General features: G+C 45.3%; 14 protein-coding genes. 10 read left to right on the top strand and 4 right to left on the bottom strand.

What is annotated here, in order from left to right:
* Positions 1-31: 31 nt before the first annotated feature.
* The gene (locus BB427_RS02655) at positions 32-2,314 is read right to left on the bottom strand and encodes a TonB-dependent receptor (RefSeq protein WP_069018851.1); all 2,283 of its coding nucleotides are present in this window, start codon (positions 2,312-2,314) and stop codon (positions 32-34) included.
* A 248-nt stretch (positions 2,315-2,562) separates the two neighbouring features.
* On the opposite strand from BB427_RS02655, the gene BB427_RS02650 reads away from it, so the two are divergent.
* From BB427_RS02650 to BB427_RS02625, 6 genes are all read left to right on the top strand, one after another.
* Positions 2,563-3,867 carry a GntP family permease gene (locus BB427_RS02650; protein WP_039494668.1) on the top strand — a complete coding sequence of 435 codons (1,305 nt, stop codon included), beginning with the start codon at positions 2,563-2,565 and terminating at the stop codon, positions 3,865-3,867.
* Between the two features lie 15 nt (positions 3,868-3,882).
* Complete coding sequence (locus tag BB427_RS02645) at positions 3,883-5,061, top strand: E22 family MetX-like putative esterase (protein WP_069018850.1); 1,179 nt, start codon at positions 3,883-3,885, stop codon at positions 5,059-5,061.
* A 13-nt stretch (positions 5,062-5,074) separates the two neighbouring features.
* Positions 5,075-5,830, top strand: coding sequence for a 3-hydroxybutyrate dehydrogenase (locus BB427_RS02640; protein ID WP_069018849.1), 756 nt, complete (start codon positions 5,075-5,077; stop codon positions 5,828-5,830).
* Positions 5,831-5,838: 8 nt separating this feature from the next.
* Positions 5,839-6,543, top strand: coding sequence for a CoA transferase subunit A (locus tag BB427_RS02635; protein WP_069018848.1), 705 nt, complete (start codon positions 5,839-5,841; stop codon positions 6,541-6,543).
* Positions 6,543-7,202 (top strand): 3-oxoacid CoA-transferase subunit B, encoded by a 660-nt coding sequence (locus BB427_RS02630; RefSeq protein WP_039494660.1) that lies wholly within the window; start codon positions 6,543-6,545, stop codon positions 7,200-7,202. The genes BB427_RS02635 and BB427_RS02630 overlap by 1 nt, the downstream gene beginning before the upstream one ends.
* 300 nt (positions 7,203-7,502) lie before the next feature.
* Positions 7,503-8,159 (top strand): hypothetical protein, encoded by a 657-nt coding sequence (locus tag BB427_RS02625; protein WP_069018847.1) that lies wholly within the window; start codon positions 7,503-7,505, stop codon positions 8,157-8,159.
* An 85-nt stretch (positions 8,160-8,244) separates the two neighbouring features.
* On the opposite strand, the gene BB427_RS02620 is transcribed toward BB427_RS02625, so the two are convergent.
* Complete coding sequence (locus BB427_RS02620; RefSeq protein WP_069018846.1) at positions 8,245-8,892, bottom strand: DUF2959 domain-containing protein; 648 nt, start codon at positions 8,890-8,892, stop codon at positions 8,245-8,247.
* 157 nt (positions 8,893-9,049) lie between these two features.
* Between BB427_RS02620 and BB427_RS24585 the strand changes: the two genes are divergently transcribed.
* Genes BB427_RS24585 through dtd form a run of 3 tightly spaced genes read left to right on the top strand, consistent with a single transcriptional unit; the run spans position 9,050 to position 11,378 of the window.
* Positions 9,050-9,931 carry a virulence factor BrkB family protein gene (locus BB427_RS24585; RefSeq protein ID WP_010607752.1) on the top strand — a complete coding sequence of 294 codons (882 nt, stop codon included), beginning with the start codon at positions 9,050-9,052 and terminating at the stop codon, positions 9,929-9,931.
* Between the two features lie 42 nt (positions 9,932-9,973).
* Complete coding sequence (locus BB427_RS24580) at positions 9,974-10,918, top strand: alpha/beta fold hydrolase (protein ID WP_069018845.1); 945 nt, start codon at positions 9,974-9,976, stop codon at positions 10,916-10,918.
* A gap of 19 nt (positions 10,919-10,937) precedes the next feature.
* Positions 10,938-11,378, top strand: coding sequence for a D-aminoacyl-tRNA deacylase (dtd, locus tag BB427_RS02605; protein WP_069018844.1), 441 nt, complete (start codon positions 10,938-10,940; stop codon positions 11,376-11,378).
* A 33-nt stretch (positions 11,379-11,411) separates the two neighbouring features.
* On the opposite strand, the gene BB427_RS02600 is transcribed toward dtd, so the two are convergent.
* Positions 11,412-12,101, bottom strand: a complete 690-nt coding sequence (locus tag BB427_RS02600) for a spermidine synthase (RefSeq protein ID WP_045990412.1) — start codon at positions 12,099-12,101, stop codon at positions 11,412-11,414.
* Positions 12,102-12,274: 173 nt separating this feature from the next.
* Here BB427_RS02600 and BB427_RS02595 point away from each other — a divergent pair, with 173 nt between their 5' ends.
* Positions 12,275-13,174: a bifunctional GNAT family N-acetyltransferase/hotdog fold thioesterase gene (locus BB427_RS02595; RefSeq protein WP_069018843.1), complete on the top strand. Its 900-nt coding sequence runs from the start codon at positions 12,275-12,277 to the stop codon at positions 13,172-13,174.
* A 72-nt stretch (positions 13,175-13,246) separates the two neighbouring features.
* On the opposite strand, the gene BB427_RS02590 is transcribed toward BB427_RS02595, so the two are convergent.
* Positions 13,247-14,269, bottom strand: coding sequence for a phospholipase A (locus tag BB427_RS02590; protein ID WP_069018842.1), 1,023 nt, complete (start codon positions 14,267-14,269; stop codon positions 13,247-13,249).
* Between the last annotated feature and the right edge of the window lie 205 nt (positions 14,270-14,474).

The following is a 14,474-nucleotide window of genomic DNA, read 5'->3' as shown; positions in this document are numbered from 1 at the left end:
GCGAGGCTCCCTTGCAGCCTCGCTTTCGGTGCTAAAAACGATAACCCACGGTAAGCGAAACGGTTCTTGGGTCGCCAAAGTAGCCTATCAAGGTATTATCACCACCAAGCCCCGGCGTGTACTTACTCACATTATTCGGATCGCTCGGGTCTGGTGTCACGAACTGATAGCCTCCTATCATATATTCTTCATCGGTCAGGTTTTTCCCATGAAGACCAACACGCCAATTGCCATCTGTGCTATACCAATTAATACTCAGATTGACTAAACCATAGCTATCCTGCGTCAGTAGGCTATCTTCCTCAAATAAAACATAATCACCACGATGGTAGTAGCTGGCATTGAATACCCAATCGCCAATATCGCTGTAGAGTTTATATGTCGCCCCAAGGTTAAAAGTTAAATCAGGGGTGTTAGAAATACTAAAGCGGTCTGATTTGTCAAATGTCGCGCCTGTGTCTGGGTTAGTATCGAGTACCTCTTCAAAGTCGCTGTCGATATATCCTATCGCGGCGTCAAAACTCAGCGCCTCTGTGGCGACATAGCTCAGCTCGGCTTCAATACCATTTGCTGTAGACTTACCGATGTTGCCAAGTCGTTGGTTTAGATCGGCAGAAGTTGCACCGGGCAATACGGAAATATATTGGCGGTCTTTGTGATCTAATGTGAATAGCGTGATATTGGCTCTTAGATTGTCGTGCCACTCGCTTTTCATACCGATTTCGAGTGAATCTACGATTTCAGGGTCTGCAGCAGGCTCTGCGGTGCTAGCTCTGGGGTTGAAGGTGCCGGATTTAAATCCTTGAGCATAGCTGGCAAAGAACATGATATCGCGGTTGTATTGATATTCCACTCCCACTCTTGGTGTAAACCGTGACCAATCTTCTTCATCATCAAGCACTGACGGTACGAGCTCACCTGCAGGGCGTGTATAACTTGGGATCCAATTTGATTCGGGATACACGACATCAAAGACCAAACCATTGCTGACTTGTGCTTCTTTGCTGTCTTTAGTGTAACGAGCGCCCAATGTGAGCGACCACTGCTCTGCTAAATCAATGGTGCCTTGAATATACGCGGCTTTACTATTTGAGTTGTTACAACCACTGACTTCTCGCGTAAGACCGGGAGCGCCCAAGCTTTGTCCTAACACTTCCAAAATTGCTTGGAATTGACCGCATGATTCGCCATCGTAATAATATAGACCTGAGACAAATTTATAGCCGTTACCTGCATGGCTTAGCTGTATCTCATGCGTGGTTTGCTCGTCATCATAAATGGCGGGTACATCAAAGATCCGTAATGGCGTATTATCAAAGTCGATATTGGTCGGAGAGTAACTATCTCGGCTAGCACCGATGTATTTTATCGTGGTGGCGTCAGAAAGATCCCAGCGAGCGGTCAAACTATATCCCTCAAGCTCGACTTTATTCCAAGTTGGCATACTGGTGTAAGAATCAAATACGCTGTCGGGCACGGGGGCGTCAGTCAGTAAGCTCGGCAACAAGCGATAACCCCCTTTAGAGTTGGAGTCATCGTCGGTTTTATCCCATGCTAAACGGAAGAACAAATCATCGCTTGGACGATATTCCAAGGTTAACCGTGCAGCTTGAATTTCTTTATTGTAGTTTTCCTTGTCTTGGCCGGGTAGTGTTGAAACCTTGAACTCGCCAAAACCATCTCGATTCAAAGTAGCAAAGCCATAACCTAAGTAGAGCGTGTCTTCCACGAGCGGCAGTTGACCTGTGATCTTAAGATCGCGTTGATTATAACTACCAACCGTTCCCTCCACGTTAAATGTCGCATCGCCAGACATTTCCTTAGTGACATATTTTATTGCGCCACCAATGGTGTTTTTGCCGTATAGCGTTCCTTGCGGTCCTCGTAATACTTCAATCTGTTGTACATCAAGGAGGTCGAGTACAGCCCCTTGCGGCCTTGCCAAATAAATGTCATCGACGTAAATGCCGACACCGGGTTCATAACCCCATAATGGGTCTTGTTGCCCAACACCACGAATAAAGGCAGTGAGGGTAGAGTTAGTGCCTCGGCTAGCTTGAAGCGTGGTATTGGGTGAAAACTGCTGGACTTCAGAGAGTACCGAAATGCCATTTTCGAGTAGATCGGTTTCACCGATAGAAGTCACTGCAACTGGAACGGTTTGAAGGTTTTCTACCGTCTTACGCGCCGTGACTTCAATGCGTTCTAGCTTGCCTTCTGATTGTGTTGCTTGTTCTGCTGCCGCTGGGCTGACTTGAGTTGCGAGTGTAATAGCCAACGCGATAGCTGAATATCTAGGTTGGTAAATGTTCATCCTGTGGTCCCTATTATTGTCATTTTGGGTGCTTGTTGTCACACCAAAGCATAGGGGAGTTGTAAAGTTTTTCTATTAGTACCTTAGTACTAATGCCTTGATACGCTAGGATTAACACGGGGTGTAGGGCTTCTATAACCTTAGTACTATGGTTTTTATTGCGCCTGCACGCCACACTGATATTCATCAACAGCATGCCCAACACATCAACTTATAACGGGCATTAATAACAATAAAAGGAAGCCCTTATGCTCAGTATGCTTGGACTGGCAGGAGGACTTGGCCTGCTTATTTGGCTAACTCTCCGTGGCGTAAACTTGTTTATCGCAGCTCCACTGTGCGCTTTATTGGTCGCATTAACGAGTGGCGTTGCGCTATTTCCCACAGAAGCTGTAGAAAGCAGCTTTCTTACACTTTATATGGATGGCTTTGCTGGCTTTTTGAGTGCTTGGTTTTTCATGTTTTTGCTTGGCTCTTTGTTCGGTAAGTTCATGGAAGATAGTGGTGCTGCCGACAGCGTGGCACGCTATATTGTCGACAAGTTAGGCATGAAACATGCGGTGTTAGCAGTGGTGATTGCCTGTGCGGTACTAACGTATGGCGGCGTCAGTGTTTTTATTGTCGCTTTTTCTGTCTATCCTATGGCGCTTAGCTTATTTAAAGATGCCAATTTACCAAGGCGCTTTATTCCCGCAACTCTGGCCTTCGGCTCAGTCACCTTTACCATGACTTCGGCAGGCTCTCCTGAAATCCAAAACTGGATCCCAATAAAATATTTAGGTACGTCGCCTTATGCGGCTTGGGAAGTCAGTCTAGTGGTTGCCACATTTATGGCTATTGCTGGCTATTGGTGGTTGAAAAAGATGATAGCCAAAGCGGTGGCAAATGGAGAGCACTTTGAGGCGAAAGAAGACGACCCTGAAATCCATGAACGTAACTATCCTCATCCAATCACTGGCGTACTGCCTTTAATCGTGGTGTTGATTTTATCTTTTACACTTCATGATGTGCTGCAGCAAAGTGCACTCATTGTAGCTCTACTTGGTGGTGTACTTAGTATTGTCGCGATTAACTTTAAGCATTTTCACAACATGGGGGCCGCGATTAACTTAGGTACAACAGGTGCGCTAGTTGCTATCGGTAATACCAGTGCGGTAGTGGGTTTTGGTGCGGTGGCAAAAAACACCGAGGCATTTCAATTAGCGGTCGATATGATGACACAAATGCCAGGTAATGAGCTACTTGGCGCCGCTGTGGCGGTAAGTGTGATAGCCGGTTTAACTGGTTCGGCATCCGGTGGGCAAGCCATTGCGTTACCTTTAGTGGCACCGCACTACATCGATGCGGGTGTCAATCCAGAACAATTACATCGTGTTGTCGCTATTAGCTCAGGCGCTTTGGATACCTTACCGCACAACGGTTATGTGGTCACAACCATTCGCGCCATCTGTAAAGAAACACATCAACGAGCATACTGGTCCATGGCTGCGTTGACTGCGGTCGTACCGCTGGTGGGCGTTGCCCTCGCATTAACCCTATTCATCTTATTTTAACGGAGAGATACAGCAATGAAGCGGATTTTCCTGTTACTCTTGTTCGTTGCCAGCAATATTGTCTATGGCAGTGAGACAAACAAACCTATGCTGGTTGAAAAGCGGGCATTTACACTCGCGCATTTTACTACGGAGTCTGGAGTCAGCATTCCTGACGTTAAGGTAGGCTGGGAAAGCTATGGCAAATTAAATGCCGACAAAAGCAATGCAATTTTGATCACGCATTTCTTTTCTGGCACATCTCACGCTGCGGGTAAGTATCGAAAGTCTGACGTATTGGCGGGTTACTGGGATGCCATTATCGGCCCGGGTAAAGCGATAGATACTAACAAGTACTTTGTGATAAGCGCAGATACTTTGGTCAATGCAAACTGGCATAGTAAAGATGTGATCACGACGGGCCCGGCGTCTATTAATCCGAAAACGGGCAAACCTTACGGCTTGGATTTTCCCGTGGTGACCATAGGTGATTTTGTTGAAGTGCAAAAGCAACTACTGGATAGCTTAGGTATCGACAAACTACATGCGGTGATGGGCGCGTCTATGGGGTCTTTCCAAGCATTAGAATGGTCGGTGCGCTATCCCGAAAAAGTGTCACGTTTAATTCATGTGATTGGCGCGGCAAAGATGGATGCTTGGACCGTTGCTGCGTTAGAGAAATGGGCTTTACCTATCCGACTTGATCCAAATTGGCAGGGCGGGGACTACTACGACGGGGAAAGGCCGCTTGCTGGACTCACGGCCACGATGCTTAATATTACTCAAGACGCGATGCACCCCGCTATTTACAACGCCAGTTTTCCAGACTTTATTGTGCTTGATCCCAAAGCAAAACAAGATATTCGTCAGCTTCCTAAACTCAGCCAAACGCTAGCCACGCGCGCACGAGCGAGAGCTGAAACGCAAGATGCGAATTCTATCTTGTACTTAGTCCGCGCCTCGCAACTATATACCGCAGGCATGCAAGGTAATTTTGATAGCGCTATCGATAAAATCACAGCAAAGGTTTTGCTGATGCCTGCAAGCAATGACTTGTTATTAAGGCCTGAGCCCATTCGTAAGTTAGCAGAAACCCTTAAAGCCAAGAATAAAGACGTGCAGATCACAGAGATAGAAGGCGTCTGGGGGCATTTAGACGGTATTTTTTCAATTCAATCACAGGCTGACACTATTGCTCAGTTCTTAGCAAAATAATCAAGGAGTGACGATGAAGACGGCGTTGATCACAGGGGCTGCAAGTGGTATTGGTCGCTATATCGCGATGGCCCTGAGCAAACAAGGTTACAGCTTATTGCTCGTAGATTTGAACTTAGCGCAAGCACAGACGGTGGTCGAGTCTATCGTCAGTGAAGGAGGAAATGCACAAGCGTTTGCGCTCAATATCGCTAATAAGCAAGACATCGCTGACTTTGTCCGTCAGCACGATAACATTGATGTGCTTATCAATAACGCAGGCGTGCAGCATGTTGAAGCACTAGAGCATTATCCAGAAGATAAATGGCAATTGCTGCAAGACGTGATGCTAACAGGCCCCGCCATGTTGTGTAAGGCGGTATTGCCGCATATGCGCAAAAGCGGCTTTGGTCGCATCGTCAATATTGGTTCTATCCATGCTTTAGTCGCTTCTAAATATAAGTCTGCTTATGTCGCTGCAAAACATGGGTTGATGGGATTTGGCAAAGTATTGGCGCTGGAAACCGCGGACTGCGATATCACCGTGAACACTATTTGCCCTGCTTATGTAAAAACCCCACTGGTAGAACAGCAAATTACCGCGCAAGCGAAACAGCATGGGATCAGCGAAGATGAAGTGATAAACAATATTATGTTGGCGCCAATGCCGAAAAAGGCGTTTATAGGGTTGGATGAGATTGCTCATGCTGTCAATTTTTTACTCGCAAATGAGTCACGCAACATTACTGGCCAAGCCATTGTGCTGGACGGCGGCTGGACAGTGCAATAGGAGGAATGATGGCTGGATTTGATAAGGTAGTCGTAAGCTATGAAGAAGCAATGGCAGGACTTTGCGATGGCATGACCGTGATTGCCGGGGGCTTTGGTTTGTGCGGGATCCCTGAAGGTTTGATAAGCCAAATACGCCATATGGGCACAAAGGACTTAACCGTGGTTTCTAATAACTGCGGAGTAGACGGGTTTGGTTTAGGGGTTTTGCTTGAGGATAAGCAGATCCGCAAAATGGTGGCTTCCTATGTGGGAGAAAACGCCTTGTTTGAGCAGCAGTTATTGAGCGGTGTATTGGAAGTTGAATTAACTCCACAAGGGACACTTGCAGAAAAGATGCGCGCAGGTGGAGCTGGGATCCCCGCTTTTTATACCGCAACAGGCGTTGGTACACCCGTCGCTGAGGGCAAAGAGGTAAAAACGTTTGGTGATAGAGAATATATTTTAGAGCCGAGTATTACGGGAGACTTTGCCATTGTAAAAGCGTGGAAAGCAGACCGTTTTGGCAATTGTGTTTATCGCCACACCGCCATGAACTTTAATCCAATGGCTGCAACGGCTGGAAAAATTACCGTCGTTGAAGTGGAAGAAATTGTAGAGCCCGGCGAAATTGAACCGAGCCAAATTCATACCCCCGGAATTTATATCGACAGAGTGATTCTAGGACAGTTCGAAAAACGCATCGAAAAACGTACTGTGAAGGAGCAAGCATAATGGCATTAACCAGAGAGCAAATGGCCATGCGAGTGGCGCAGGAATTAAGAGATGGGTTTTATGTCAACCTTGGTATTGGGATCCCCACGCTGGTGGCCAATTATGTACCACAGGGCATGGATGTGATGCTGCAATCGGAAAATGGTTTATTAGGCATGGGCGCTTATCCGACCGAGCAGGAAGTGGATGCGGATATGATCAATGCGGGTAAGGAAACCGTTACGGCCCGTACGGGAGCCGCCATTTTTAGTTCGGCAGAAAGCTTTGCAATGATCCGTGGCGGTCATGTGGACCTGACGGTGCTTGGCGCTTTTGAAGTAGATCAGCAAGGTAATCTTGCCAGCTGGATGATCCCAGGTAAGCTTATCAAGGGCATGGGTGGCGCGATGGATCTTGTCGCTGGGGCTAAAAATATAATTTGCACCATGACGCATGCGAATAAACAAGGCGAGTCCAAGCTGCTACAGCACTGCAGTTTACCGCTCACCGGCGTAAACTGTATCAATAAGATAGTAACCGATCTTGCGCTGCTTGAAGTCAAAGGTGGTGCGTTTCATTTACTTGAGCGAGCTCCAGGTGTTAGCGCCTCGGAAATACAAGCGAAAACCGCAGGCATATTGATTTGCCCTGATGACGTACCAGAGATGGTATTTAGCTAGGATCGAACTAAAGCTGAGTTACCACACTATGCACGCAGTTGGCTGTATCGCGAGCTGCGCTACATTTGTTATTCTACGCTGCTGTCACAAGGTGGCTTGTAACCAAAATTTCTTCTCGGTTATCTAAAAGTCCTATTTTTCCCTTAATTATCCCTTAGCTGCTTAGTATGAATAAAATGCACTTTTATCTAGTACTTCATTATTGATTGTGGTTACGGTTTGTCACATAATTTGCGCCGCGTTTCAACGCGCTCTCAGCTGGGTTGTCGAGAGTTAATAATCACGTAAAGGAACTATATAATGACAAAAAATATCGTGCGTTTAGCACTAGCCTCTCTATTTACTATTTCTTTGACTGCTTGTGTTTCTACTTCTACTGAGGTTAAACAAAATACGGCATATGAATTTCCAATCACACTCTCAGCTCAACAACCTGTATTGATATTCCCGGTTTCGCTGCATGGTGTTCCAGGAAACGACCGTGAAGTGGGTTTAGCAATTACCGCTGGCGTAACGGGAAAACATGGTGCGTCTGTTGTTTCAAGCCAACAGTTATATGATGTGGTTGGTAACTTGTCTTGGACTGTGGGTGAAAACATGCGTAGGCATGTTAATCAAGGAAATTATGCGCTTACAGGTTCGGCTCAGCGCATTGCAGATGATCTTACCGGAGCAATACAAAAGCTGACTAAGACGCTAAAGTCGACAGGAGTGATCAAGGATAAAGGGTTTAACTTTAACAGAGTGATCGTACTGCATGTTGATAGTTCTGGTGGGATCCCAGTACCGGGCGTAAATCGTGTAACGGCATTTGGCGGGATCATCGATTTGGAGAATCAAGCGGTGGTTTCTTACATAGAAAAAGACTTGGTATTGGCAGATGGATATGATGCTGTATTGGCGCAAATGCCAATGGAAATGAATGGCATCATTGAAGATCTTATCACTAAAGGTTAAGCGTCTGGCTTTACACACAAAATGACCACGATATCAGGGAGCAATTCCCTGATATCGTGAGATTTATCCTTGCTGATGCTATCTGTTACACGCTACGTGCATTCATCTCAGCAATAAACTTGTTCGAATCTTCAATAGAGCGGTTCATATCTGCGATTAGGGCGCTAATATCACGCTTTAACCCCGTAAACTCACCTTTAATAGCGCTTACCGCTTGTGCATTTAGGTTGTGCTTAAGGTACAGCACATTATCTTGTAGTGAGTCGAGCACGGGCTGCATTTTGGCTTCACTGCTGCGCATTGAGCGAAGTAAGCGTTCAAATTGGCGCTGTGTTTGACTTAATTGCTTAGCACTCTCACGTTTTAGGTTGGCACTCGAGTATTGCTCAAGTTCATCTTGCCACTCGTCAAATAGTGCGTTTGCCACGTCTTCCACTTTGTCTATATTGCTACTTACTTCAGCTGCAGCGGCAAGGGATGATTGGTAGTCATCGTTAAGCAGGTTATAGGCTTCTTGTAATTCACCACCGTTAAAATTAATTAAGGTGGTGAGTCTTTCCAATGCCGATTGAAACTCTTTTTGTGATTCCTCTTGGGACTCCTTTGTTTCTTCGACACGATCAACCAATATCTCGCGTTTATGCACACCAAACTTTTCCATGGTGGCGTAATAGGCACTTTGGCAACCAGTAACGAGTAAAAGTAACACTGCGCTTAAGGTGAGTTTCTTCATTTGCACTCCCGGGCTCTAGAAGGTCAATAATCAGTAAGTGGCCATGTGACCGTCGTTATATATTACTATTTAACGCTATAAATTATGGCGGGGATTGTTATGATGTGTAAAGTCATCCATGAATATTAACTTGATTATGATGCAAAGAATAACCGAAATGAAGGTCGTAGCACTGCGATTCTTACACTCTCAGCCTAGCTGGTGGCGCCGCTATAGTAAGCGTTGTATTGAGGACCAGATCACGGTCAACGCGGGCTATTTAGCGTATGTCACACTGTTATCGTTGGTCCCCTTAGTTGCGGTGGGTGTAGCAATTTTTTCGGCGTTTCCTGGATTTGAAGATACGCGTTTTGCAATTGAAAACTTTGTGTTCAATAACTTTGTGCCAACATCGACGGACACCATTAAAGAGCACATCAGTGCGTTTACTGGCAATGCGAATAAGATGACAGCTGTGGGGGTGAGTTTTTTGGCCGTCGTGGCTTTGTTACTTATTCGTAATGTTGACACCACACTCAACCGTATTTGGCGAGTGAAGCAAAAGCGTCCATTGATGATTTCGTTTGCGATTTATTGGATGGTGCTCACGCTCGGCCCTGTGCTATTGGGCGCGAGTATTGGTATGACATCTTATATCGTTTCTTTAGTGACATTTGCCGATCAAGGGATCCCTGGGTTTAGTGGTGCACTAATTAAGATGTTGCCCTATTTAATTTCTATGGTTGGCTTCATCATGCTCTATACTTTAGTACCAAATACCAGTGTGTCATTTCGAGCCGCGGTTCCTGGCGCTTTGTTTGCAGCTTTGTTATTTGAGCTAACGAAAAAAGGCTTTGCATTATACATTAGCCATTTTCCCTCATACGAAGTTATCTATGGGGCGCTCGCGACAGTACCTATTCTTTTTGTTTGGGTATATTTATCTTGGATAGTGGTGTTGTTAGGTGCGGAGTTTACAGTGTGCTTAACCCAAGATATGGAAGCCGCAGGATTAGATACGAGCTCGGAGTTTGACCCACCAGACGCGCAGGGACTTTAGCTTTTACCGATAACGGTTAGCTTAAGCCCCTAAGGGGGAGTTATGAGCTTATTGTATCAACATGGCGATGCTTTGCGTCGCTTTCATCTCGCGGTAGGTGAAGGGCATCAATTGGGCATAGAGGAATATGGCTGCAGTGATGGCACACCACTTATCATGCTGCATGGTGGCCCAGGTCAGGGCCATTCTCGTAATGTGCTCGGTTATTTCAATCCGCAAAAATACCGCATCATCCTGTTTAGTCAGCGAGGCTGTGGCAACTCAACCCCTACTGACTTTAGCAATATAAATACCGCGAACCTGCTGAAAGATATTCACACCATTCGTGCGCATTTAGGGCTGCAAAAGGTTGTACTCGCCGGGGAATCTTTCGGTGCCATGCTGGCACTTCTTTATGCTGAGCAACATCGTGAAGATGTCTTGGGGATAGTGTTGTGGTCGAGTTTTTTGGGTAATGAGGCGGATCTTCATTGGCTTTATGGTAGCCAAGGTGCCCCCGCGCAAATTTATCCAGAGCAGTATCTTGCCTTTGCACAGGGAGCGCAAACCATAGAATCCTTGCTAGACCATTACCATTCTGCACTTTTTGGCGAGGATGAGTTACTCAAAAGAAAAGCAGCACAGCGCTGGTGTGAGTGGGATAACCTGATCACAACGGATAGCGATACGCAAGGTATTAGGCTCTGCAAAGCAGACAAACAGCTCAGTAAAGCACAGCATATGGTGCATTTTTTTAGTCACCAGTGCTTTATCAAAACACAGCAAATTACAGCAGATGCACATCGGCTCGATCACTTACCTATCTGGTTTATTCACAGTCGGCATGATTTAATGTGTCGATACGCACCGGTTCATCAGTTAGCACAAAGCATTAAGGCGCAGTTGTTGATTTTGAATGGAGTTGGGCATTGTAGTGCTAACCCCGTTTATGCAGAAGCAATAAGGCGAGCGGCTGATCTATTACTGTGCAAAATTCAGCATCATTAGCAGTCACAAGAGGTAGGTAGTGCAAGGACTAATTCAAAGGGTCAGCGAAGCAAAAGTAGAAGTAGAAGGTGAGGTTGTAGGCCAAATTGCTCAGGGGATATTGTTACTATTAGGCGTTGAAAAGTCGGATACGGAGCAAACGGCGGATAAGTTACTGCATAAGGTAAGCAACTACCGTATTTTTACTGACGACAAGGGAAAAATGAATTTAAGTTTAAAAGACATTGAAGGCGAACTATTAGTTGTATCGCAATTCACCTTGGCGGCAGACACCAAAAAAGGCATGAGGCCAAGCTTTTCGAGCGCAGGAACACCTGAGCAAGCGAATACACTCTACGAATACTTTGTGGCTCAAGCCAAGGCCGCAGGGTTGAAAGTCGCGACAGGACAATTTGCTGCGGATATGAAGGTGAGTTTACTGAATGACGGCCCTGTGACTTTTAACTTTAGTGTTGAATAGTGATTTGACGTAAAAATCTAAGATCAACAAATGCTAGCGTTTAACTTCGATAATCATATTGGCGTAGTCCGGCACTTTTTCGATAAAGGGCTTTTTACCAAAGTTGGTAATTAATAAGTGTTGAAGTTGCTTGAGCTGCGACTCATGCTCAGTTAAAAAGTTGATATACAGTCGGCCTCCATCATTAATAGCAGCTCTGAGTAGACGATAAAACTGGTGCTGAAACAAGAAGATGGGAGGCTCAAGTTCGCTAAATAAATCGAGCACAATCCAATCGTAGCGTTTGCCTTGTTGCAACGCTTTAAATACATCAACACAATTAACATCGCACAAAGGGTCGCCACCAAAGTAGCGTTTGTAACAATGGATCACATCTGGGTTGTTATCTATGGTGGTAATGTGACAATTTGGATAAGTGGCATTGAGGTAATCACGGATTGCACCTGCGCCAAGACCCAGCTCTAGTACGCTGGTTGGCGGGGTGACTTGCTGCCAGCGACTCGCGAACGTTTTTAAATGAGGAAATAACAAGTGCTCCGGGTGGTTTAACTCCACAACGGATTGTAATGTGTTGTTTATCAGAAGCCATCTTAACGATTTCTCTTGCCGCACTTGGATGCTATTTCTGCCTTGTTTATGCCAATATAGCAAGTGTCCTAGCTGGTGGCTCCGGTCCACAAAATCGTTGCTGATAGTGCCTGAATGCGTAATAAATTCTCCCATGATAACATCATCATAGACGAGGATTTTGTGAATGCCAGCTTGTCCACCAGTTTTTACACTAAAGGATAAGTGTTTTGGCGCATTTTATTCCCTACACTGAGCTTATCTTGTAGGGTGTATCCGTACTAGATTCAAAGTCATTTAACAGGCTAATAACAAAACAGGAGTCAGTGATGTTTGAGGTAACTTCACCACAAAGCAGCGAAGATTGGCAAGCCTATTACCAGTTACGCTGGCAGGTGTTAAGAGCGCCATGGGATCAACCTCGTGGCAGCGAACAGGATGATTTAGAACAAGAAGCTGAACATCGCTACATTAAAAATAATGATGGTGAAGTGCTAGGCGTAGCTAGGCTCCACTTTAACAATCATAAGCAAGCCCAAGTACGCTATATGGCCGTTGCAGAAGGGCATCGAGGTCATCACTTAGGTAGTCGTTTGCTACACGAGCTTGAGGTTATTGCTTGGACGCAAAAAGCAGAAGAGCTGGTTTTGTATGCTCGTGAGCGCGCGTTATCATTTTATGAGCGTCATGGCTATGAAGTGGTTGAAAAGGCACATTTAGCCTATGACGATGTGCAGCACTGGAAGATGGTAAAACAACGTCCTACGGAGCCAGGCTGGTTTAGACAACCAAATTGGACCCATGTATTACAAAATACTTGGCGCGAGTCTATTCCAATCAGTGATGCGATGGGGATTAAAGTCGAAAGCTATACAGACTGGCAGTTTTCCACTAAGGCTGACTTAAAAGCGAACCTCAACTTACACAACTCGATGTTTGCAGGCTCTATATATAGCATGGCGACGCTAACGGGCTGGGGAGCGACTTATTTGGCACTTAAGGAACTTGGGTTGGAGGGAGATATTGTGTTAGCTGATGCCAATATTAAATATCTAAAACCTTTAACCACAGCACCAGCGGCAACGGTTACCATTGCGGACTGTGAAGGTGAATTACAAGCGCTAGAGACGGCTGGCAAAGCAAAATATGTGGTGCCAGTGAATGTCTATGATGGTGACATGCTAGTTGCTAAATTTGAGGGACAGTTTGTGGTGATAAAACCGCAATAAACAGAGAATTATTTTCAGCTTACCAAACAAATAAGCTCTGAGTGTTCAGAGCTTATTTGTATTCGAATGCGCTTAAAGAATATCAGTGAGCAGCACGCCAATACCAAGCCTTTGGGTATGTGTGTTGTAGTCTATTAAGCTTTCGCCGTAACCATTAAAGTATTGTGCGTAGCCGCGCAGTCTTCCCCAAATCGGGAATGACCAGTCTAGCTGAATTGCACCGCGATTATCACTGTTTAAGTTATTGCGCCACATAAAGCCAAACTCATGCTCCTCGTGGCGATACACCCCGCTAAACTCGAAATGACCTAAGTACTCATCGATGTTTGGATTGTCGTCTCCGCGTGGATCCAAGGCATCTTCTTTATCGTCTTCGGGTAAGCGATACCAAGGTTTAAAACTGAATACAAAGCCTCGGTTTTCCCAGATAAAATTCGCATAGATACGATTCCAAGAGCGGGAATTTGGTTGACTGCGACCGTTAGATTGGTGGGAAATCCCAAGTACAAAGGCCATCTCATCGCCCCAAAGCACGTTTTCATCATCTAAAAAGTTAATCCAAAAGATTTCTGGTTCATAGTTGGTTTCACGAAATGGCGAAGACACATCTTTGTTATACAGCTGCCAATACGATTGCAGCGTAAAAGCAAAATAGATTGCCTGATCTTTATCCGAAAAGTTTTTATAAATAGGCGCTTTTAAAGAGATTTGGTATTTGGCTTCAAAGTTGTCGATTGGCTCGCCGTCTTCATCGTCAATGGCATTTAGACCATCGAATGGTCTGCTGTTGACGTTGGTCATATAAGAAACTGGCAAAATATAGTTACGCTTATGTGGTGTTAATACATTACGGTTCTTTTCCGTTACACGTTCGCGCGCCATGCGTTTATCTAATTGGCTTAAGGTTTTATCTGCATCAGCCTCGGCACATTCGGTACGGACCTGCTCTATGGTTTTATCTTTATCTCCAGTTAATACCGCGTTTAGCACGCACTGTTTGACTAAATCGATTTCATCTTCCTGTTGGGCTTCTTGAGCGTAAAGTGGCAAGGTAAGCAAGGCCAAAGCCGGTATTGATAAGTGTGTAAGTTTCATCCTGTGTGCGCCGAGAGTAAGTACAATTGATTACATTATTAACCAATGATAATGAAAGGGAAATGAATCTCGAAGGTCAAAAATGTCAGAAAGAAAAATACGTACGCATAAGAAAAAGGTGGCGACTATCGCCGCCATACCTTAGTAAGTGTTAAGCTAAACAAGCAGCGCTTATTTGCTTTGACTTACTCTCACGCAATAAAAG

The organism is Pseudoalteromonas sp. BMB, from assembly GCF_001709235.1.
GTDB lineage: Bacteria > Pseudomonadota > Gammaproteobacteria > Enterobacterales > Alteromonadaceae > Pseudoalteromonas > Pseudoalteromonas maricaloris.
This window is presented reverse-complemented; position numbering and strand designations above follow the sequence as displayed.

Bases quoted from the DNA above. Each gene is read 5' to 3' on its own strand.
- BB427_RS02655 (WP_069018851.1), bottom strand. From the start codon at position 2,314: ATGAACATTTACCAACCTAGATATTCAGCTATCGCGTTGGCTATTACA.
- BB427_RS02650 (WP_039494668.1), top strand. From the start codon at position 2,563: ATGCTCAGTATGCTTGGACTGGCAGGAGGACTTGGCCTGCTTATTTGG.
- BB427_RS02645 (WP_069018850.1), top strand. From the start codon at position 3,883: ATGAAGCGGATTTTCCTGTTACTCTTGTTCGTTGCCAGCAATATTGTC.
- BB427_RS02640 (WP_069018849.1), top strand. From the start codon at position 5,075: ATGAAGACGGCGTTGATCACAGGGGCTGCAAGTGGTATTGGTCGCTAT.
- BB427_RS02635 (WP_069018848.1), top strand. From the start codon at position 5,839: ATGGCTGGATTTGATAAGGTAGTCGTAAGCTATGAAGAAGCAATGGCA.
- BB427_RS02630 (WP_039494660.1), top strand. From the start codon at position 6,543: ATGGCATTAACCAGAGAGCAAATGGCCATGCGAGTGGCGCAGGAATTA.
- BB427_RS02625 (WP_069018847.1), top strand. From the start codon at position 7,503: ATGACAAAAAATATCGTGCGTTTAGCACTAGCCTCTCTATTTACTATT.
- BB427_RS02620 (WP_069018846.1), bottom strand. From the start codon at position 8,892: ATGAAGAAACTCACCTTAAGCGCAGTGTTACTTTTACTCGTTACTGGT.
- BB427_RS24585 (WP_010607752.1), top strand. From the start codon at position 9,050: ATGAAGGTCGTAGCACTGCGATTCTTACACTCTCAGCCTAGCTGGTGG.
- BB427_RS24580 (WP_069018845.1), top strand. From the start codon at position 9,974: ATGAGCTTATTGTATCAACATGGCGATGCTTTGCGTCGCTTTCATCTC.
- BB427_RS02600 (WP_045990412.1), bottom strand. From the start codon at position 12,101: ATGGGAGAATTTATTACGCATTCAGGCACTATCAGCAACGATTTTGTG.
- BB427_RS02595 (WP_069018843.1), top strand. From the start codon at position 12,275: ATGTTTGAGGTAACTTCACCACAAAGCAGCGAAGATTGGCAAGCCTAT.
- BB427_RS02590 (WP_069018842.1), bottom strand. From the start codon at position 14,269: ATGAAACTTACACACTTATCAATACCGGCTTTGGCCTTGCTTACCTTG.